26 protein-coding genes are annotated in these 17,821 nt (G+C 66.8%); all 26 read right to left on the minus strand.

Annotated features, from left to right (window positions below):
* Nucleotides 1-43: 43 nt before the first annotated feature.
* Nucleotides 44-634, minus strand: a complete 591-nt coding sequence (locus QRN30_RS06540) for an adenylate kinase (protein ID WP_017885512.1) — start codon at nucleotides 632-634, stop codon at nucleotides 44-46.
* Nucleotides 631-1,953, minus strand: a complete 1,323-nt coding sequence (secY, locus tag QRN30_RS06545) for a preprotein translocase subunit SecY (protein ID WP_017885513.1) — start codon at nucleotides 1,951-1,953, stop codon at nucleotides 631-633. Before secY ends, QRN30_RS06540 begins: the two co-directional genes overlap by 4 nt.
* A 147-nt stretch (nucleotides 1,954-2,100) precedes the next feature.
* Entirely contained in the window at nucleotides 2,101-2,565 is a 465-nt protein-coding gene (rplO, locus tag QRN30_RS06550; protein WP_017885514.1) for a 50S ribosomal protein L15, read from the minus strand.
* Nucleotides 2,562-2,747, minus strand: a complete 186-nt coding sequence (rpmD, locus tag QRN30_RS06555; protein WP_017885515.1) for a 50S ribosomal protein L30 — start codon at nucleotides 2,745-2,747, stop codon at nucleotides 2,562-2,564. Before rpmD ends, rplO begins: the two co-directional genes overlap by 4 nt.
* Complete coding sequence (rpsE, locus tag QRN30_RS06560; protein ID WP_017885516.1) at nucleotides 2,747-3,595, minus strand: 30S ribosomal protein S5; 849 nt, start codon at nucleotides 3,593-3,595, stop codon at nucleotides 2,747-2,749. The genes rpmD and rpsE overlap by 1 nt, the downstream gene beginning before the upstream one ends.
* Entirely contained in the window at nucleotides 3,592-3,966 is a 375-nt protein-coding gene (rplR, locus tag QRN30_RS06565; protein WP_031259041.1) for a 50S ribosomal protein L18, read from the minus strand. Before rplR ends, rpsE begins: the two co-directional genes overlap by 4 nt.
* A 2-nt stretch (nucleotides 3,967-3,968) precedes the next feature.
* A complete protein-coding gene (gene rplF, locus QRN30_RS06570) occupies nucleotides 3,969-4,505 on the minus strand; it encodes a 50S ribosomal protein L6 (protein ID WP_017885518.1) in 537 nt (178 codons plus the stop codon).
* A 6-nt stretch (nucleotides 4,506-4,511) separates the two neighbouring features.
* A complete protein-coding gene (gene rpsH / locus QRN30_RS06575) occupies nucleotides 4,512-4,910 on the minus strand; it encodes a 30S ribosomal protein S8 (RefSeq protein WP_017885519.1) in 399 nt (132 codons plus the stop codon).
* A 153-nt stretch (nucleotides 4,911-5,063) separates the two neighbouring features.
* Complete coding sequence (gene rplE / locus QRN30_RS06580) at nucleotides 5,064-5,654, minus strand: 50S ribosomal protein L5 (protein WP_042537502.1); 591 nt, start codon at nucleotides 5,652-5,654, stop codon at nucleotides 5,064-5,066.
* Nucleotides 5,654-6,013, minus strand: a complete 360-nt coding sequence (rplX, locus tag QRN30_RS06585; RefSeq protein WP_017885522.1) for a 50S ribosomal protein L24 — start codon at nucleotides 6,011-6,013, stop codon at nucleotides 5,654-5,656. The genes rplE and rplX overlap by 1 nt, the downstream gene beginning before the upstream one ends.
* 3 nt (nucleotides 6,014-6,016) lie before the next feature.
* Nucleotides 6,017-6,385 (minus strand): 50S ribosomal protein L14, encoded by a 369-nt coding sequence (gene rplN / locus QRN30_RS06590; protein WP_017885523.1) that lies wholly within the window; start codon nucleotides 6,383-6,385, stop codon nucleotides 6,017-6,019.
* Between the two features lie 31 nt (nucleotides 6,386-6,416).
* Nucleotides 6,417-6,701, minus strand: a complete 285-nt coding sequence (rpsQ, locus tag QRN30_RS06595; RefSeq protein WP_017885524.1) for a 30S ribosomal protein S17 — start codon at nucleotides 6,699-6,701, stop codon at nucleotides 6,417-6,419.
* A complete protein-coding gene (rpmC, locus tag QRN30_RS06600) occupies nucleotides 6,701-7,021 on the minus strand; it encodes a 50S ribosomal protein L29 (RefSeq protein WP_017885525.1) in 321 nt (106 codons plus the stop codon). The genes rpsQ and rpmC overlap by 1 nt, the downstream gene beginning before the upstream one ends.
* Nucleotides 7,021-7,440: a 50S ribosomal protein L16 gene (rplP, locus tag QRN30_RS06605; RefSeq protein WP_017885526.1), complete on the minus strand. Its 420-nt coding sequence runs from the start codon at nucleotides 7,438-7,440 to the stop codon at nucleotides 7,021-7,023. Before rplP ends, rpmC begins: the two co-directional genes overlap by 1 nt.
* Before the next feature lie 2 nt (nucleotides 7,441-7,442).
* On the minus strand, nucleotides 7,443-8,255 hold the full coding sequence (gene rpsC / locus QRN30_RS06610; protein ID WP_017885527.1) for a 30S ribosomal protein S3: 813 nt from the start codon (nucleotides 8,253-8,255) through the stop codon (nucleotides 7,443-7,445).
* The gene (gene rplV / locus QRN30_RS06615) at nucleotides 8,255-8,647 is read right to left on the minus strand and encodes a 50S ribosomal protein L22 (RefSeq protein ID WP_017885528.1); all 393 of its coding nucleotides are present in this window, start codon (nucleotides 8,645-8,647) and stop codon (nucleotides 8,255-8,257) included. Before rplV ends, rpsC begins: the two co-directional genes overlap by 1 nt.
* A gap of 25 nt (nucleotides 8,648-8,672) precedes the next feature.
* A complete protein-coding gene (gene rpsS, locus QRN30_RS06620) occupies nucleotides 8,673-8,954 on the minus strand; it encodes a 30S ribosomal protein S19 (RefSeq protein WP_017885529.1) in 282 nt (93 codons plus the stop codon).
* An 11-nt stretch (nucleotides 8,955-8,965) separates the two neighbouring features.
* Nucleotides 8,966-9,805 carry a 50S ribosomal protein L2 gene (rplB, locus tag QRN30_RS06625; RefSeq protein WP_017885530.1) on the minus strand — a complete coding sequence of 280 codons (840 nt, stop codon included), beginning with the start codon at nucleotides 9,803-9,805 and terminating at the stop codon, nucleotides 8,966-8,968.
* 18 nt (nucleotides 9,806-9,823) lie between these two features.
* Nucleotides 9,824-10,123, minus strand: a complete 300-nt coding sequence (gene rplW / locus QRN30_RS06630; protein WP_017885531.1) for a 50S ribosomal protein L23 — start codon at nucleotides 10,121-10,123, stop codon at nucleotides 9,824-9,826.
* Nucleotides 10,120-10,779 (minus strand): 50S ribosomal protein L4, encoded by a 660-nt coding sequence (gene rplD / locus QRN30_RS06635; protein ID WP_027466730.1) that lies wholly within the window; start codon nucleotides 10,777-10,779, stop codon nucleotides 10,120-10,122. The genes rplW and rplD overlap by 4 nt, the downstream gene beginning before the upstream one ends.
* A 2-nt stretch (nucleotides 10,780-10,781) precedes the next feature.
* Nucleotides 10,782-11,438: a 50S ribosomal protein L3 gene (gene rplC, locus QRN30_RS06640; RefSeq protein WP_017885533.1), complete on the minus strand. Its 657-nt coding sequence runs from the start codon at nucleotides 11,436-11,438 to the stop codon at nucleotides 10,782-10,784.
* 12 nt (nucleotides 11,439-11,450) lie between these two features.
* Nucleotides 11,451-11,759, minus strand: coding sequence for a 30S ribosomal protein S10 (gene rpsJ / locus QRN30_RS06645; RefSeq protein ID WP_017885534.1), 309 nt, complete (start codon nucleotides 11,757-11,759; stop codon nucleotides 11,451-11,453).
* Between the two features lie 521 nt (nucleotides 11,760-12,280).
* Nucleotides 12,281-13,108 carry a DarT ssDNA thymidine ADP-ribosyltransferase family protein gene (locus QRN30_RS06650; RefSeq protein WP_052481641.1) on the minus strand — a complete coding sequence of 276 codons (828 nt, stop codon included), beginning with the start codon at nucleotides 13,106-13,108 and terminating at the stop codon, nucleotides 12,281-12,283.
* 79 nt (nucleotides 13,109-13,187) lie between these two features.
* Entirely contained in the window at nucleotides 13,188-14,165 is a 978-nt protein-coding gene (locus tag QRN30_RS06655) for a DNA topoisomerase IB (RefSeq protein WP_042537504.1), read from the minus strand.
* 173 nt (nucleotides 14,166-14,338) lie between these two features.
* Nucleotides 14,339-15,526 carry an elongation factor Tu gene (gene tuf, locus QRN30_RS06660; RefSeq protein WP_017885537.1) on the minus strand — a complete coding sequence of 396 codons (1,188 nt, stop codon included), beginning with the start codon at nucleotides 15,524-15,526 and terminating at the stop codon, nucleotides 14,339-14,341.
* 147 nt (nucleotides 15,527-15,673) lie between these two features.
* A complete protein-coding gene (fusA, locus tag QRN30_RS06665) occupies nucleotides 15,674-17,791 on the minus strand; it encodes an elongation factor G (protein ID WP_017885538.1) in 2,118 nt (705 codons plus the stop codon).
* Nucleotides 17,792-17,821: the final 30 nt, after the last annotated feature.

The raw sequence follows: 17,821 nt of genomic DNA on the forward strand, positions 1-17,821 counted from the left end.
GGGGTCTTGTAGATCGAGGGCTTCCGGAACCGCACCACGCTGGTCAGACGGCCGCGGCGAGCCCGCGACCCGACAGTGCGGTCTGGATCCGGTCGCCGACCTCGTCGATGCCGCCGAGGCCGTCGACGTCGACCACCAGGCCACGCTCGCCGTACGCCGCCACGATGGGCGCCGTCTGCTCGGCGTAGACCTGCTGACGACGACGGATCGTCTCCTCGTTGTCGTCGCTGCGGCCCTGGTCCTCAGCACGCTTCAGCAGGCGACCGACGAGCTCGTCCTGGTCCGCGACGAGCTGCACGACGGCGTCGATCCCGGTGCCCTGCTCAGCGAGCAGTGCGTCGAGGTACTCGACCTGGCCGACAGTCCGGGGGTAGCCGTCGAGCAGGAACCCGTTCTCGGCGTCCGGCTCCTGCAGACGGGACTTGACGAGCTCGTTCGTGAGCGAGTCCGGCACGTAGTCGCCGGCGTCCATGATCGCCTTCGCCTGGACGCCGAGGGGCGTGCCCTCTGCCACGTTCTTGCGGAAGATGTCCCCGGTCGAGATGGCGGGGATCCCGAAGGACTCGGCGATGCGGCCGGCCTGGGTGCCCTTCCCGGCTCCGGGAGGTCCGACGATGATGAGACGTGCGCTCAACGGAGAAGCCCTTCGTAGTGACGCTGCTGCAGCTGGGAGTCGATCTGCTTCACGGTCTCGAGACCGACACCCACGATGATGAGGATGCTCGCGCCACCGAACGGGAAGTTCTGGTTCGCGCCGAACAGCGCCAGTGCTGCCAGCGGGATGAGCGCGATGAGACCGAGGTAGAGCGAGCCGGGCAGCGTCACCCGGGTGAGGACGTAGTCGAGGTACTCGGCGGTCGGACGCCCGGCACGGATGCCGGGGATGAACCCGCCGTACTTCTTCATGTTGTCGGCGACCTCTTCGGGGTTGAAGGTGATCGCCACGTAGAAGTACGTGAACCCGACGATGAGCAGGAAGTACAGGACCATGTAGAACCAGTTGTCACCCGAGGTCAGGTTGTTCTGGACCCACGTCACCCACGCGGCCGGCTCGGAGCCGTCGGAGGGCTGGTTGAACTGCGCGACCAGGGCCGGCAGGTACAGCAGCGACGAGGCGAAGATGACGGGCACGACGCCGGCCATGTTCACCTTGATCGGGATGTACGTGTTGTTGCCGCCGTACGTCCGCCGCCCGACCATGCGCTTGGCGTACTGCACGGGGATCCGGCGCTGTGACTGCTCCACGAACACGACGGCCATCATGATCACGAGTCCGACGAGGATCACGAACAGGAAGAGTTCGAAGGACTGCGACTGCTCGATCGCCCAGAGCGCCGACGGGAACTGCGCCGCGATCGACGTGAAGATCAGGAGCGACATCCCGTTGCCGATGCCGCGCTCGGTGACGAGCTCGCCCATCCACATGATGATGCCGGTGCCGGCGGTCAGCGTGACGACCATCAGCATGATGGCGTACCAGCTGTCGTTCGAGATGATCGACGTGCAGGAGGCGGAGGCGTTGGTGCCGAACAGGGCGCCGGAACGAGCGACCGTGATCAGGGTCGTGGACTGCAGGACGCCCAGCGCGATCGTGAGGTACCGCGTGTACTGCGTCAGCTTCGCCTGGCCCGACTGGCCCTCCTTGTAGAGGGTGTCGAAGTGCGGGATGACCACGCGCAGCAGCTGCACGATGATCGACGACGTGATGTACGGCATGATGCCGAGCGCGAAGACCGAGAGCTTCAGCAGCGCGCCGCCGGAGAAGAGGTTGATCAGGTCGTAGAGGCCGCCGGAGGACGACGCGCTGGCGAGACAGCTCTGCACAGCGGTGTAGTCGACGAACGGTGCCGGGATGTACGACCCGAGACGGAACAGCGCGATGATCGCGAGGGTGAAGCCGATCTTCTTGCGAAGATCAGGGGTGCGCATGATGCGCGCGACCGCTCTGAACACGATGACTCCGAACTTGTGGGACCGGGGCCGTCGATCGCGGCCGGACCGGTTTCGGTCGGCAGGGCCGACCCGGCTGGCGGATGCCGGCCACTGTCAAGGAAACCGTAACGGCGGCCCGTGCGCAAACGCACGGGCCGCCGACGGGGGTTACTGGGAGACGGTGCCGCCAGCAGCCACGATCTTCTCGGCGGCGGACGCCGAGACCTTGTCGACCGCGACCGTGATCTTCACGGTGATGTCACCCTGACCGAGAACCTTGACCTTCTCGTTCTTGCGGACGGCGCCCTTGGCGACCAGGCCCGCAACGGTGACGTCGCCACCATCGGGGTAGAGCTCCGAGATCTTGTCCAGGTTCACGACCTGGTACTCGACCCGGAACGGGTTCTTGAACCCGCGGAGCTTCGGGGTGCGCATGTGCAGCGGCATCTGCCCACCCTCGAAGCCGACCCGGACCTGGTAACGGGCCTTCGTGCCCTTGGTACCACGCCCAGCGGTCTTGCCCTTCGAGCCCTCACCGCGACCCACACGGGTGCGGTCCTTCTTGGCGCCCTCTGCGGGACGGAGGTGGTGCAGCTTCAGCACCTGCACGCGCTCGTTCTTCTCGTCGCTCATGCGTCGACCTCCTCGACCTTCACGAGGTGCGCCACCGTCGCGATGTACCCGCGGTTCTGGGAGTTGTCCTCACGCTCGACCGAACGGCCGATGCGCTTGAGGCCCAGGCTGCGCAGGGTGTCGCGCTGGTACTGCTTCTCGCTGATAACGGACTTGATCTGCGTGATCTTCAGCATCGCCATCACGCACCTGCCTTCTCGGTCGCGGCACGCAGGGCTGCGGCCTCGGCCTGGAGCAGACGGGCCGGGACGACCCGCTCGACGTCGAGGCCACGACGGCTCGCGACGGCGCGGGGCTCCTCGAGCTGCTTCAGAGCCTCGACGGTCGCGTGCACGATGTTGATGGTGTTCGACGAGCCGAGCGACTTGCTCAGCACGTCGTGGATGCCGGCGCACTCGAGCACGGCGCGGACCGGACCACCGGCGATGACACCGGTACCGGGGCCTGCCGGACGCAGGAGGACGACGCCAGCGGCGGCTTCACCCTGCACCGGGTGCGGGATCGTGTTGCCGACGCGGGGGACGCGGAAGAAGTTCTTCTTCGCCTCTTCGACGCCCTTGGAGATCGCCGTGGGGACCTCCTTGGCCTTGCCGTAGCCGACGCCCACGAGGCCGTTGCCGTCGCCGACGACGACGAGCGCCGTGAAGCTGAAGCGACGACCACCCTTGACGACCTTCGACACGCGGTTGATGGTCACCACGCGCTCGAGGAACTGGCTGTCGCCACCGCGGTTGTTGCGGTCACGGCCCTGCTGACGGTCACGACCGCCACCACGACGGCCACGGTTGTCAGCGGAGTCGCGGTTGTTGGACGCGGAACCCGCGGCGGTCTCGACCGGACGCTCGGCGACGGCAGGTGCCTCCGCCTCCTTGCCGGTCTTGGCGCCCTCGGCAGGTGCCTCGGCGGTCGCATCGGTGGCCGTGGCCTCCGTGCTCGCCTCGGTGGCCTCCGTGGTCTCGACTGCCTCGGTCTCCGTGGCCTCGACGGCCTCGGTCTTGGCGTCTTCGTTGGTGTTCGCGTTGTCGCTCACAGGTTCAGCCCTCCTTCACGGGCACCATCGGCGATCGCGGCGACGCGACCGGCGTACTTGCTGCCACCGCGGTCGAAGACCACGGCCTCGACGCCAGCCGACTTCGCGCGCTCGGCGAGGAGCTCACCGACGCGACGGGCCTTGGCGGTCTTGTCGCCGTCGAACGAGCGGAGGTCTGCCTCCATCGTCGAGGCGCTGGCGAGGGTGTGACCCTTCGCGTCGTCGATGACCTGCACGAACACGTGACGCGACGAGCGGGTGACGGCGAGACGGGGACGAGCCTCGGTGCCGGTGATCTTCTTGCGGAGACGGTTGTGACGACGCGCCTTGGCGGCCGCCTTGCTCTTGCCTCGTGTCTTGAGGAGTCCCATGATCACTTACCTGACTTTCCGGCCTTGCGGCGCACGTTCTCGCCGGCGTAACGGACACCCTTGCCCTTGTAGGGCTCGGGCTTCCGGAGCTTCCGGATGTTCGCGGCGACCTCGCCGACAGCCTGCTTGTCGATACCGGCGACGGTGACCTTGTTGTTGCCCTCCACCGCGAAGCTGATGCCCGCCGGCGGCTCGACCGTGATCGAGTGGGAGTACCCGAGCGCGAACTCGAGGTTCGAGCCCTTGGCCGCGACACGGTAACCGGTGCCGACGACCTCGAGGCCCTTGGTGTAGCCCTGGGTCACGCCGATGATGTTGTTGGCGATGAGGGTCCGGGTCAGTCCGTGGAGCGAACGCGACTCGCGCTCGTCGTCCGGACGGGTGACGAGGACCTGGTTCTCCTCGACCTTGGCCTGGATGGGCTCCGCGATGACGAGCGCGAGCTCGCCCTTCGGGCCCTTGACCGCCACGTTCTGACCGTCAACGGAGACGGTGACGCCGGCGGGGATGTCGATGGGGAGACGTCCGATTCGTGACATTGTCGATCACCACACGTAGGCGAGGACTTCCCCACCCACGCCCTTCTGCTCGGCTTCGCGGTCGGTCAGGAGGCCGGAGGAGGTCGAGAGGATCGCCACACCGAGGCCACCGAGGACCTGGGGGATCTCCGTCGACTTCGCGTAGACCCGGAGGCCCGGCTTCGAGACGCGCTTGATGCCGGCGATCGAACGCTCGCGCTCGGGGCCGTACTTCAGGTCGATGGTGAGGGTCTGCCCGACTCGGGCGTCCTCCACCTTCCACTCGCTGATGTAGCCCTCACGCTTGAGGATGTCGGCGATGTTCTTCTTGAGCTTGGAGCTCGGGAGCGCGACTGCGTCGTGGTGCGCGGAGTTCGCGTTCCGCAATCTGGTCAGCATGTCTGCGACCGGATCGGTCATCGTCATGATGTTCGTCCATTTCTCGCCTGGTTTCGACACCCGTTCCACGAATGCCGACCTGAGCGATCGAGTGATCCCGGGGCGGTTCCCCGAGATCGGTGTGTTCGTGCGTGCGGGCCGGAGGACGTGAATCCTCCGGCCCGCACTGCTCGAAGTAGCTTAGACCGTCTGCTCGTTGGAGCGGAACGGGAACCCGAGCTGCCGGAGCAGCGCGCGTCCCTCGTCGTCCGTCTTCGCGGTGGTCACGACAGTGATGTCGAAGCCGCGGACACGGTCGATGCGGTCCTGGTCGATCTCGTGGAACACGGACTGCTCCGTGAGACCGAACGTGTAGTTGCCGTTGCCGTCGAACTGCTTGTCGCTGAGACCGCGGAAGTCGCGGATGCGGGGCAGTGCGAGCGTGACCAGGCGGTCGAGGAACTCCCACGCGCGGTCACCACGGAGGGTGACGTGCGCGCCGATGGCCTGACCCTCGCGCAGCTTGAACTGTGCGATGGACTTGCGGGCGATGTTCACCTGGGGCTTCTGACCCGTGATCGCCGTGAGGTCCTTGATGGCCCCCTCGATGATCTTCGAGTCGCGAGCTGCCTCACCGACACCGGTGTTCACGACGACCTTGACCAGGCCGGGGACCTGGTTGACGTTCGCGTAACCGAACTGCTCGGTGAGGGCCGTCTTGATCTCGGCCAGGTACTTCTGCTTGAGGCGCGGCTGGATCTTGCCAGCGGGCGCAGCAGTCGTGTCAGTCATCAGAGCTTCTCACCAGACTTCTTCGCGTAGCGGACACGGACGGTCTTCTTGACGCCGTCCTTCTCCACCTCTTCGGTGCGGAAACCGACACGCGTCGGCTTCTTCGTCTTCGGGTCGACGAGCGCGACGTTCGAGACGTGGATCGAGGCTTCGTGCTGCTCGATGCCACCGGTCTTCGAACCACGCTGCGTCTGGCCGACGCGGACGTGCTTCGTGACGAAGTTCACGCCCTCGACGACGACGCGGTTCTTGTCCTTGAGGACCTCGATGACCTTGCCCTGCTTGCCACGGTCGCCGCCACGCTCCTGCGTCGCGCCCGTGATGACCTGGACGAGGTCACCCTTCTTGATGTTCGCCATGGCTTACAGCACCTCCGGCGCGAGCGAGATGATCTTCATGAACTTCTTGTCACGGAGCTCGCGACCGACCGGACCGAAGATGCGCGTACCGCGCGGGTCGCCGTCGGCCTTGAGGATCACTGCCGCGTTCTCGTCGAACTTGATGTAGGAGCCGTCCTGACGACGGGTCTCCTTCTTGGTGCGAACGATGACGGCCTTGACGACGTCACCCTTCTTCACGTTGCCGCCGGGGATGGCGTCCTTCACCGTGGCGACGATGACGTCACCGAGGCCGGCGTAGCGACGACCCGAGCCACCGAGCACGCGGATGGTCAAGATCTCCTTGGCACCCGTGTTGTCGGCGACCTTCAGGCGGGATTCCTGCTGAATCACTGCTGTCTCCTATTCCGAAGCAGGCCGAGGCCTACTTGGCCTTCTCGAGGATCTCGACCAGGCGCCAGCGCTTGGACGCGCTGAGGGGACGGGTCTCGCTGATCACGACGAGGTCGCCGACACCAGCGGTGCCGAGCTCGTCGTGGGCCTTCACCTTGGACGTACGACGGATGATCTTGCCGTAGAGCGCGTGCTTCACGCGGTCCTCGACCTCGACCACGATGGTCTTGTCCATCTTGTCGCTCGTCACGTAGCCGCGACGCGTCTTGCGGTAGCCGCGAGTGAGGGCGGCGGAGTTCTTCTCTTCGTTCGCCATTACTTCTCCTCGGCGGTCTCGGCCTCGGTCGACTCGGCCGGCTTGTCAGCCTTCTTCGTCGTCTTCTTGGCCTTGGGGGCGGTCTCGACGGGCGCGGGAGTGGCACGGATGCCGAGCTCGCGCTCGCGGAGGACGGTGTAGATGCGGGCGATGTCGCGCTTGACGGCACGGAGACGACCGTGGCTCTCCAGCTGGCCGGTGGCCGACTGGAAGCGGAGGTTGAAGAGCTCCTCCTTGGCCTTCTTCAGCTCGTCAGCGAGACGCTCGTTCTCGAACGTGTCGAGCTCCGTCGGACGGAGCTCCTTGGAACCGATCGCCATTATGCGTCGCCCTCCTCGCGCTTGATGATGCGTGCCTTGAGGGGCAGCTTGTGGATTGCACGAGTCAACGCCTCGCGGGCGATCTCCTCGCTGACGCCGGAGAGCTCGAAGAGCACCCGGCCCGGCTTCACGTTCGCGACCCACCACTCGGGCGAGCCCTTACCGGAACCCATGCGGGTCTCGGCGGGCTTCTTGGTCAGCGGACGGTCCGGGTAGATGTTGATCCAGACCTTGCCACCACGCTTGATGTGACGCGTCATGGCGATACGAGCGGACTCGATCTGACGGTTGGTCACGTACGCCGGGGTGAGGGCCTGGATGCCGTAGTCGCCGAAGCTGACCTTGGTACCACCGGTTGCCTGACCCGAACGCTTCGGGTGGTGCTGCTTGCGGTGCTTGACTCGACGGGGAATAAGCATGGTTACGCCTCAACTCCTGCGCCGGCCGGCGCGTCCTGCGGGGCCTGCTGCGGGCGACGGTCACCGCGGTCGCCGCCACGACGGTCGCCGCCACGGTCTCCACGCTCACCGCGCGGGCCGCCACGACGCTCGGGGCGCGACGAACGCTGGTTCGCCTGCTCGCGAGCGAGCTCCTTGTTCGTGATGTCGCCCTTGTAGATCCAGACCTTCACGCCGATGCGGCCGAACGTGGTCCGGGCCTCGTAGAAGCCGTAGTCGATGTTCGCGCGGAGCGTGTGCAGCGGCACACGGCCTTCGCGGTAGAACTCCGAACGCGACATCTCGGCGCCGCCGAGACGACCCGACACCTGGATGCGGACACCCTTGGCGCCGGCGCGCTGTGCACCCTGCAGGCCCTTGCGCATGGCGCGACGGAACGCGACACGAGCGGAGAGCTGCTCGGCGATGCCCTGCGCGACGAGCTGGGCCTCGGTCTCGGGGTTCTTGACCTCGAGGATGTTCAGCTGGATCTGCTTCTTGGTGAGCTTCTCGAGCTCACCGCGAACGCGCTCCGCCTCGGCGCCGCGGCGGCCGATGACGATGCCCGGACGAGCCGTGTGGATGTCCACGCGGACACGGTCACGGGTGCGCTCGAGCTCGATGCGTGCGACACCGGCGCGGTCGAGGGTCTTCTTCAGGTACTCGCGCACCTTGATGTCCTCGGCCACGTAGTCGGCGTAGCGCTGACCGGCCTTCTTGCTGTCGGTGAACCAGTGCGAGACGTGGTCCGTCGTGATCCCGAGACGGAAACCGTACGGGTTGACCTTCTGGCCCATTAGTTGCTCGCCTTCTTGCTCGTCGCGGCAGCCTCGACCTCGTCCGGCGTCGCGAGGACGACCGTGATGTGGCTGGTGCGCTTGTTGATGCGGAAGGCGCGGCCCTGGGCGCGCGGCTGGAACCGCTTCAGGGTCGTGCCCTCGTCGACGAAGACGCGGCTCACGTAGAGGTCGCGCTCGTCGAGGAAGCTGTTCGTCGAGTCCGCCTTGACCCGTGCGTTCGCGATCGCCGAGGCGACCAGCTTGTACACGGGCTCCGAAGCGCCCTGGGGGGCGAACTTCAGGATGGCGAGGGCCTCGTGGGCCTGCTTGCCGCGGATCAGCTCGATGACGCGACGGGCCTTCTGAGGCGTGACGCGGATGTGTCGCACGCGTGCGATCGACTCCACCATTTCGTTCCTCCTCTGCGTCGCCGCCTCAGCGGCGACGGCCCTTCTTGTCGTCCTTCACGTGACCACGGAAGGTGCGGGTCGGCGCGAACTCGCCGAGCTTGTGACCGACCATCGACTCGGTGACGAACACCGGGATGTGCTTGCGGCCGTCGTGGACGGCGATCGTGTGCCCGAGCATGTTCGGGACGATCATCGACCGACGCGACCACGTACGGATCACGTTCTTGGTGTTGGCCTCGTTCTGCGTGACGACCTTGCGGAGCAGGTGCTCGTCGACGAAGGGGCCCTTCTTCAGACTGCGTGGCATCTTCTGAACTCCTACTTGCGCTTCTTGCCGGCGTTACGGCGACGGACGATGAGCTTGTCGCTCGGCTTGTTCGGCTTGCGCGTACGGCCCTCGGACTGGCCCCAGGGGCTGACCGGGTGACGACCACCGGACGTCTTGCCCTCACCACCACCGTGCGGGTGGTCGACCGGGTTCATGGCGACACCACGAACGGTCGGGCGGACGCCCTTCCAGCGCATGCGGCCGGCCTTACCCCAGTTGATGTTCGACTGCTCGGCGTTGCCGACCTCGCCGATCGTGGCGCGGCAGCGTGCGTCGACGTTGCGGACCTCGCCCGACGGCAGACGGAGCTGCGCGTAGGGGCCGTCCTTGGCGACGAGACGCACCGAGGCGCCGGCGGAGCGGGCCATCTTGGCGCCGCCACCGGGGCGGAGCTCGATGGCGTGCACGACGGTACCCACGGGGATGTTGCGCAGCGGCAGGTTGTTGCCGGGCTTGATGTCGGCGCCGGGGCCCTGCTCGACGACGTCGCCCTGCTTCAGCTTGTTCGGCGCGATGATGTACCGCTTCGTGCCGTCCACGTAGTGCAGGAGCGCGATGCGCGCAGTGCGGTTGGGGTCGTACTCGATGTGAGCGACCTTGGCGTCGACGCCGTCCTTGTCGGAGCGACGGAAGTCGATCACGCGGTACTGGCGCTTGTGGCCACCACCGATGTGACGCGTGGTGATACGGCCGGAGCTGTTGCGACCACCGGTCTTCGGCAGCGGACGAAGCAGTGACTTCTCCGGAGTCGAACGGGTGATCTCAGCGAAGTCGGCGACCGACGAGCCGCGACGACCGGGGGTCGTCGGCTTGTAGTTACGAATAGCCATGATTTATCCCTCTGGTCCTCAGCCGACAGCCGTGAAGATGTCGATCGAACCGGACTTGAGCGTCACGATGGCGCGCTTGGTGTCCTTGCGCTTGCCGAGACCGAACTTGGTGCGACGGGTCTTGCCCGGGCGGTTCAGCGTGTTGATGCTCGCGACCTTGACGTTGAAGATCTTCTCGATGGCGAGCTTGATCTCGGTCTTGTTCGAGCGGGGGTCCACGATGAACGTGTACTTGCCCTGGTCGATGAGCGCGTAGCTCTTCTCCGAGACGACCGGCGAGATGACGACGTCGCGCGGGTCCTTGTTGAAGCCGCTCATGCGGTGATCTCCTTCGCGGTCTTCGACGCGATGAAGGCGTCGAGGGCGCTCTTGCTGAAGACGACGGCGTCCGAACGCAGCACGTCGTAGGCGTTGAGCTGGCCGTACGAGAGCGCGTGGACGTTCGACAGGTTGCGGATCGACTTGAGCGTCAGCTCGTCGTCCGTCTCGAGCACGACGAGCACGTTCTTGACGGGCGCGACCTTCTCGAGGAGCGTGCGGGCGGTCTTGGTCGACGGCAGTTCAGCCGCGACGAAGCCCTCCACAGCGGAGATGCGGCCACCGCGGGCGCGGTCCGAGAGCGAGCCGAGCAGAGCAGCGGCGATCATCTTCTTCGGGGTGCGCTGCGAGTAGTCACGCGGGGTCGGTCCGTGGACGACGCCACCGCCGGTGTGCTCCGGAGCACGGACGGAACCCTGACGGGCGCGGCCGGTGCCCTTCTGCTTGAACGGCTTGCGACCGGCACCGCGGACTTCGCCGCGGTTCTTGGTCTTGTGGGTGCCCTGACGCGCGGCTGCGAGCTGCGCGGTGACGACCTGGTGGATCAGCGGGACGTTGGTCTCGACGTCGAAGAGAGCTGCGGGGAGCTCGACGGTGCCGGACTTGGCACCCGATGCGTCGAGGACGTCGATCGTGGTTGCGGTCGTGGTGGCCATGATCACTTACCCTTCACGGCGGTGCGGACGAAGACGGAGCGGCCACGAGCACCGGGGACGGCGCCCTTGACGAGCAGCAGACCCTTCTCGGCGTCGACGGCGTGCACCGTGAGGTTGAGGACGGTCACGCGGTCGCCACCCATACGACCGGCCATGCGCATGCCCTTGAAGACACGCGACGGGGTCGAGGAAGCACCGATCGAGCCGGGCTTGCGGTGGTTGCGGTGCGCACCGTGCGAGGCGCCGACGCCGTGGAAGCCGTGGCGCTTCATGACACCGGCGAAGCCCTTGCCCTTGGAGGTACCGACGACGTCGACCTTCTGGCCCGCCGTGAACGTGCTGTCCACGGTGAGCTCCTGGCCGAGCGTGTACTCAGCGGAGTCGTTGGTACGGATCTCGGTGAGGGTGCGACGCGGGGTCACGCCAGCGGCCTCGAAGTGGCCAGCGGCCGGCTTGTTGACCTTGCGCGGGTCGATGGCACCGGCGGCGATCTGGATCGCCTCGTAGCCGTCGCGCTCAGCGTTGCGGATCTGGGTGACCACGTTCGGGCCGACCTCGATCACGGTGACGGGGATGAACTTGTTGTTCTCGTCCCACACCTGGGTCATCCCGAGCTTCTTGCCGAGGAGGCCCTTGACGGTCTTGGTTGAGTTCGCCATTGGTCAGCCCCCTTACAGCTTGATCTCGATGTTGACGTCGGCCGGCAGGTCGAGTCGCATGAGCGAGTCCACGGCCTTCGGCGTCGGGTCGACGATGTCGATGACCCGCTTGTGCGTGCGCTTCTCGAAGTGCTCGCGCGAGTCCTTGTACTTGTGAGGGGAACGGATCACTGCGATCACGTTCTTCTCGGTGGGGAGCGGCACCGGGCCGACCACGGTTGCACCGGCACGGGTCACCGTGTCGACGATCTTCCGGGCCGACGTGTCGATGACCTCGTGGTCATACGACTTGAGCCGGATGCGGATCTTCTGTCCCGCCATGTGTCTCTTGTCCTCTCTGCGCCGCGCACCCTCTGGCCGCCTGACGCCGCTCGGTTCCGCATTCCTGCAGACCGTGCTGTTTTCCTGAACCAACCGGCCGCATCCACTGGGGATGACCGCTGTTCACCTGTCAACCTCGCGGGCGACCGTGGCCGTCCAGCGTGGGCAATCGACTGCCTCGTGCTCCGGGCGCAGCAGTGGTGCACCGCGTCCGTCACATCTCGGGGAGTCGTGTTCTGCTGCCTGCGGCCCAACCCAGCCCTGCTGAACAAGGGGGTTGTGCACTGCCAGAGCAGTGATCCTGTGGGCGTACACCCACGGGGAATTCGGAACCGGACAAGTCTCGCATAGCCCCGGCCCACGTGCAACCCGGGCGTGTCGCGAATTGCCGGGCGTGTCCCGCCGGCTCGCTTGCCCGGATCCACGGGGATCGGACGGTCTGGAGGCCCGGCTCGGCCCCGCAACGCAACGCACCCTCCGGACGTGGTCCGGAGGGTGCGTCGACACGGGTCAGGAGACCGTCACTCGGCGGTCACCGGGGGCACGAACCACGGCGGGAAGACGGCCACGCGGGGAGCGTGTCCGCCGTGGTCGGCGAGCACGGCGCGGACGGTCTGCCGGGCCTTGTCGTTCGGCACACCGATCACGGCCACCGAGGTGAACGGCACGCTCGGACCGGCGAGCAGCTCGAGGCCGTGCATCTCCGGGTCCGTGAAGTCGGTGCGACGGATCAGGTTCGTGCCGGCGTCGGGGCCGACGGCGAACCGGACGTCGTCGGCGTCGGCGTCCTGGTCCGCGACGATCACCGAGGCGCCGAACGCCGAGACCGGCACGACGAGCACCACGTAGTCGATCGCGCGGGTGCGACGGGCGGCATCGGACCAGCGTTCACCCTCGGCGCCCGTGCGGAGCTCGTCCCACCGCGTCGCGTCGGGCGACAGCGTGAACGGCACGTGCCCGGCGATCGAGGAACCGTCCGGTGCCTCGGCCTCGGCACGTGCGGCACGGGTGTCGGCGGAGCTGACGTCCACGACAGGCTCGGCCTGGTCGGCCGCCAGGATCGCGCCGGCGCCGACGATGCCGTCGAGGTTGTCGATGTGGGTGACGTGGTGGGCACGGAGCGCTGCGAACTCACGTGCCTCGGGCAGGTCGGCGGACGACGAACGGAGCGACGTCGGCGACCGGAGCGACGTGTTCGGCCCGGAGGCCGGCGGGTCGACGCGCAGGTTGGTGGTGATGCGGGTCCGGCGTGGTGCCGGGGTGGCTGGGATCTCCGACGCCTCGCGCTGCCGGGGTGCGCAGATGTCGCAGAGCTCGGTGGGGAAACCGTGGATGCACTCGTCGGTCACGACTGTTGTGGGTCCTTCCGTGCCGTGTGGGGTGGTCCGGCACGTCGACCAACGCTACGTCATCCGGACGGCCCCCGGGTCATTGTCGGTAGAGCAGTGCCCGGACCTCGGCCTCGGCGGACGCCAGGCGGTCCGGATCGATGGTCTCCCCGTGGTCGTACGCATCGAGCAGACGGGGGTCGATGTAGCTCTGTCGGCACACCGTCGGGGTGTTGCCGAGCTCGTCGCTCGCGGCCTTCACCGCGTGCGACACGGCCTTCTTCCGCTTGGCCTGGGATGACTGCGGCCCGGTCTTCGCCAGGTCGACCGCGGCCGCGACCGTCCCGTGCAGGGTCCGGAAGTCCTTCGCGGTGAACTCGTCGCCGGCACGTTCCTTCACGTAGGCGTTGATGTCCTCGGCGGAGAGCGGCTCCCACTCCGCCCCACGGCGCTCGCGGAACGACAGCAGACGCGCATTGGGTCCGCGACGCTTCATGCCGACGATGACCCGCGCCAGGTCGTGGTCGTGGATCGACGACGACCACTCCTGCCCGCTCTTGCCGGGGAAGTCGAGTTCGATGTCGTCGCCGGACACGTGGGCGTGCGCGCAGAGCAGCGTGGACAGCCCGCGGCTGCCGTGCTCGGTGGCGTACCGCTCGGACCCGACCCGGAGCGACCCCTGATCGAGCATCCGGAAGGCTGCGGCCAGCGCGCGCCGGCGGTCCGGTTCCGGCCGGCGGAGGTCCTGTGTGACACCGCGACGGGCGACCGGCAACGACTCCGCCAGCGCGAGCGCGCGGTCGTACTTGATCCGGTCCATCCGTTCACGCCACGACGGGTGGTACATGTACTGGCGACGGCCAGCACCGTCCGTGCCCGTGGCCAGGATGTGGCCGTTCGGGTACGGCGAGATCCAGACGTCGTCCCACGCCGGCGGGATCACGAACTCCTCGAGCCGACGGCGCTCGTCCGGATCGGTCACGGTCTTGCCGTCGGGGTCACGGAACGAGAAACCGCGTCCGGAACGGACGCGGTGGTAGCCGCGACCGGAGGTCGCGGATCTGCGGAGGCGGGTCACGTGCCCGAGCCAACTCCGTGAAGCCTGTGACGGGGCACGGGGCGGACAGGAGGCCCGTGGCCGACCCCGCCCCGTGCCTCCTGTCCGGCGCCCTGTACGGCGCGCCAGTGGCCGGGTACGACGAAGCGGGGCCGGACCCGAAGGCCCGACCCCGCTGTCGCAAGGAACCGGAGTTACTTGATGATCTTCTCGACCGTACCGGCGCCGACCGTACGACCACCCTCACGGATGGCGAAGCGGAGGCCCTCTTCCATGGCGATCGGCTGGATCAGCTCGACCGTCATGGCGACGGTGTCACCGGGCATGACCATCTCGGTGCCCTCGGGCAGCGTGATGACGCCGGTGACGTCCGTGGTGCGGAAGTAGAACTGCGGGCGGTAGTTCGCGTAGAACGGGTTGTGACGCCCACCCTCGTCCTTGGTCAGGATGTACGCGTTCGCCTGGAACTCGGTGTGCGGCGTGACCGAACCCGGCTTCACGACGACCTGGCCGCGCTCCACGTCCTCGCGCTTGAGGCCACGGATGAGCAGACCGGTGTTGTCACCGGCGACCGCGGAGTCGAGCAGCTTGCGGAACATCTCGATGCCCGTGACCGTGGTCTTCTGCGTCGCGCGGATGCCGACGATCTCGACCTCGGCGTTCAGGTTGAGCGTGCCACGCTCGACGCGACCGGTGACGACGGTGCCACGACCGGTGATCGTGAAGACGTCCTCGATCGGCATCAGGAACGGCTGGTCGGTGGCGCGCACCGGGTCCGGCACGTGCTCGTCGACCTGGGCCATGAGGTCCTGGACCGACTTGACCCACTTCTCGTCGCCCTCGAGCGCCTTGAGCGCCGAGACCTGCACGACGGGGGCGTCCTCGTCGAACTGCTGCGAGCCGAGGAGCTCGCGGACCTCGAGCTCGACGAGCTCCAGGATCTCCTCGTCGTCCACCATGTCGGACTTGTTCAGTGCGACGACGATGTAGGGGACGCCGACCTGGCGGGCGAGCAGGACGTGCTCACGCGTCTGGGGCATCGGGCCGTCGGTGGCGGCGACCACGAGGATCGCGCCGTCCATCTGTGCCGCACCCGTGATCATGTTCTTCACGTAGTCGGCGTGACCGGGGGCGTCGACGTGCGCGTAGTGACGCTTCTCGGTCTGGTACTCGACGTGCGAGATGTTGATCGTGATGCCGCGCTGGCGCTCCTCGGGAGCGTTGTCGATCTGCGCGAAGTCGCGGGCCTCGTTGAGGTCCGGGTACTGGTCGTGCAGAACCTTGGTGATCGCCGCCGTGAGCGTGGTCTTGCCGTGGTCGACGTGACCGATGGTTCCGATGTTGACGTGCGGCTTGGTGCGCTCGAACTTGGCCTTGGCCACTGTGGGTCCTCCTCAGGACTCGGAAGCGTCACCCCCGGCCGGCCCTGGATGGGCTCGGGACCGTTGGTGCGCGGTGTGTGTCTGTACTTTACTTGGTGGCGAGGGGCCCGTCGCCGGGCGCCCCCGCCTGTGGAGAAGCGCTGAGCGCTACTCCCCCGCGTTCTTCGCGATGATCTCCTCGGCGACCTTGGCCGGGACCTGGCTGTAGGTCTCGAAGGTCATCGAGTAGACCGCACGACCAGAGGTCTTCGACCGCAGGTCGCCGACGTAGCCGAACATCTCGGACAGCGGCACGCTCGCGCGGACCACCTTGACGCCCGAGGCGTCCTCCATCGAGGCGATCTGGCCACGACGGGAGTTCAGGTCACCGATGACGTCGCCCATGTACTCCTCAGGAGTACGGACCTCGACGGCCATGATCGGCTCGAGGATCGCCGGACCGGCCTTGCGAGCCGCTTCCTTGTAGGCGATCGAGCCGGCGATCTTGAACGCCATCTCGGACGAGTCGACGTCGTGCGCCGCGCCGTCCTTGAGGATGGCCTTCACGCCGACGGTCGGGTAGCCCGCGAGGATGCCGACCTGCATGGCGTCCTGGATACCGGCGTCGACCGACGGGATGTACTCGCGCGGGACACGGCCACCGGAGGTCGCGTTGACGAACTCGTAGACCTTCTCGCTCGTGACCTCCATCGGCTCGAGCGCGATCTGCACCTTCGCGAACTGACCGGAGCCACCGGTCTGCTTCTTGTGGGTGTAGTCGTAGCGCTCGACGATCTTGGTGAGCGTCTCGCGGTAGGCCACCTGGGGCTTGCCGACGCTCGCCTCGACGTGGAACTCGCGCTTCATGCGGTCGACGAGGATGTCGAGGTGGAGCTCGCCCATGCCCTTGATCGTCGTCTGACCGGTCTCGGCGTTGAGCTCGACGCGGAACGTCGGGTCCTCTTCGGCGAGCTTCTGGATGGCCGTGGAGAGCTTCTCCTGGTCAGCCTTCGTGTTCGGCTCGATGGCGACCTCGATGACCGGCTCCGGGAACGTCATCGACTCGAGGACGACCTGGTTGGTCGGGTCGCACAGGGTGTCACCGGTGGTGGTGTCCTTGAGGCCGATGACCGCGTAGATGTGGCCAGCGGTCACGTTGGCGACCGGGTTCTCCTTGTTGGAGTGCATCTGGAAGATCTTGCCGATGCGCTCCTTCTTGCCCTTGGTCGAGTTGATGACCTGGGCACCGGACTCGATCGAGCCGGAGTAGACGCGCACGTAGGTCAGACGACCGAAGAAGGGGTGCACCGCGACCTTGAACGCGAGCGCCGAGAACGGCTCGGTCGCGTCGGGCTTGCGGATGATCTCCTTCTCCTCGTCCTTGACGTCGTGGCCGATCATCGGCGGCACGTCGAGCGGGGACGGGAGGTAGTCGATGACGGCGTCGAGCATCGGCTGGACACCACGGTTCTTGAACGCGGAACCGCAGAGGACCGGGTAGAGCGTGCTGCTCACCGTGAGGGCACGGATCGCTGCCTTGATCTCGGCGACCGAGAAGTCGGTGTCGCCCTCGAGGTAGCGCTCCATGAGGACGTCGTCCGCCTCGGCCACGCGCTCGATGAGCTTCTCGCGGTACTCGGCGGCACGGTCCTGCAGGTCGGCCGGGATCTCTTCGATCTCGTACTTCGCGCCCATCGCGACGTCACCCTTGGCGTCGCCGCGCCAGGTGAGTGCACGCATCTGGACGAGGTCGACGACGCCTTCGAACGAGCTCTCGGAACCGATCGGCAGCTGGAGCACGAGGGGCTCCGCGCCGAGGCGGTTCACGATGGTGTCGACGGTGTAGTAGAAGTCGGCGCCCAGCTTGTCCATCTTGTTGACGAAGCAGATGCGCGGGACTTCGTACTTGTCGGCCTGACGCCAGACGGTCTCGGACTGGGGCTCGACGCCCTCTTTCCCGTCGAACACGGCGACGGCACCGTCGAGGACGCGGAGCGAACGCTCCACCTCGACCGTGAAGTCCACGTGACCGGGGGTGTCGATGATGTTGATCTGGTTGTTGTCCCAGAAGCAGGTCGTCGCGGCCGACGTGATCGTGATGCCGCGCTCCTGCTCCTGCGCCATCCAGTCCATCGTGGCAGCGCCGTCGTGGACCTCACCGATCTTGTGCGTGATGCCCGTGTAGAACAGGATGCGCTCGGTCGTCGTGGTCTTGCCGGCATCGATGTGCGCCATGATGCCGATGTTGCGGACCTTGTTCAGGTCGGTGAGCACGTCCTGTGCCACAGGGTTCCTCCGGAAGAGTTGTAGGAGAGG

It is taken from the genome of Curtobacterium sp. MEB011, assembly GCF_030209655.1.
In the GTDB taxonomy this organism is placed as follows: domain Bacteria; phylum Actinomycetota; class Actinomycetes; order Actinomycetales; family Microbacteriaceae; genus Curtobacterium; species Curtobacterium poinsettiae.

Bases quoted from the DNA above. Each gene is read 5' to 3' on its own strand.
- rpsJ (WP_017885534.1), bottom strand. From the start codon at position 11,759: ATGGCGGGACAGAAGATCCGCATCCGGCTCAAGTCGTATGACCACGAG.
- rplO (WP_017885514.1), bottom strand. From the start codon at position 2,565: ATGAGCGACGAGAAGAACGAGCGCGTGCAGGTGCTGAAGCTGCACCAC.
- rplC (WP_017885533.1), bottom strand. From the start codon at position 11,438: ATGGCGAACTCAACCAAGACCGTCAAGGGCCTCCTCGGCAAGAAGCTC.
- rpsQ (WP_017885524.1), bottom strand. From the start codon at position 6,701: ATGGCGAACGAAGAGAAGAACTCCGCCGCCCTCACTCGCGGCTACCGC.
- rpsC (WP_017885527.1), bottom strand. From the start codon at position 8,255: ATGGGCCAGAAGGTCAACCCGTACGGTTTCCGTCTCGGGATCACGACG.
- rplV (WP_017885528.1), bottom strand. From the start codon at position 8,647: ATGGTGGAGTCGATCGCACGCGTGCGACACATCCGCGTCACGCCTCAG.
- rplD (WP_027466730.1), bottom strand. From the start codon at position 10,779: ATGGCCACCACGACCGCAACCACGATCGACGTCCTCGACGCATCGGGT.
- rpmC (WP_017885525.1), bottom strand. From the start codon at position 7,021: ATGGCGATCGGTTCCAAGGAGCTCCGTCCGACGGAGCTCGACACGTTC.
- rplE (WP_042537502.1), bottom strand. From the start codon at position 5,654: ATGACTGACACGACTGCTGCGCCCGCTGGCAAGATCCAGCCGCGCCTC.
- rplB (WP_017885530.1), bottom strand. From the start codon at position 9,805: ATGGCTATTCGTAACTACAAGCCGACGACCCCCGGTCGTCGCGGCTCG.
- rplW (WP_017885531.1), bottom strand. From the start codon at position 10,123: ATGAGCGGCTTCAACAAGGACCCGCGCGACGTCGTCATCTCGCCGGTC.
- rplP (WP_017885526.1), bottom strand. From the start codon at position 7,440: ATGCTTATTCCCCGTCGAGTCAAGCACCGCAAGCAGCACCACCCGAAG.
- rpsH (WP_017885519.1), bottom strand. From the start codon at position 4,910: ATGACGATGACCGATCCGGTCGCAGACATGCTGACCAGATTGCGGAAC.
- rplF (WP_017885518.1), bottom strand. From the start codon at position 4,505: ATGTCACGAATCGGACGTCTCCCCATCGACATCCCCGCCGGCGTCACC.
- rpsS (WP_017885529.1), bottom strand. From the start codon at position 8,954: ATGCCACGCAGTCTGAAGAAGGGCCCCTTCGTCGACGAGCACCTGCTC.
- rpmD (WP_017885515.1), bottom strand. From the start codon at position 2,747: ATGGCGATGCTGAAGATCACGCAGATCAAGTCCGTTATCAGCGAGAAG.
- rplR (WP_031259041.1), bottom strand. From the start codon at position 3,966: ATGGGACTCCTCAAGACACGAGGCAAGAGCAAGGCGGCCGCCAAGGCG.
- rplX (WP_017885522.1), bottom strand. From the start codon at position 6,013: ATGGCGAACATCAAGAAGGGTGACCTCGTCCAGGTCATCACGGGCGCG.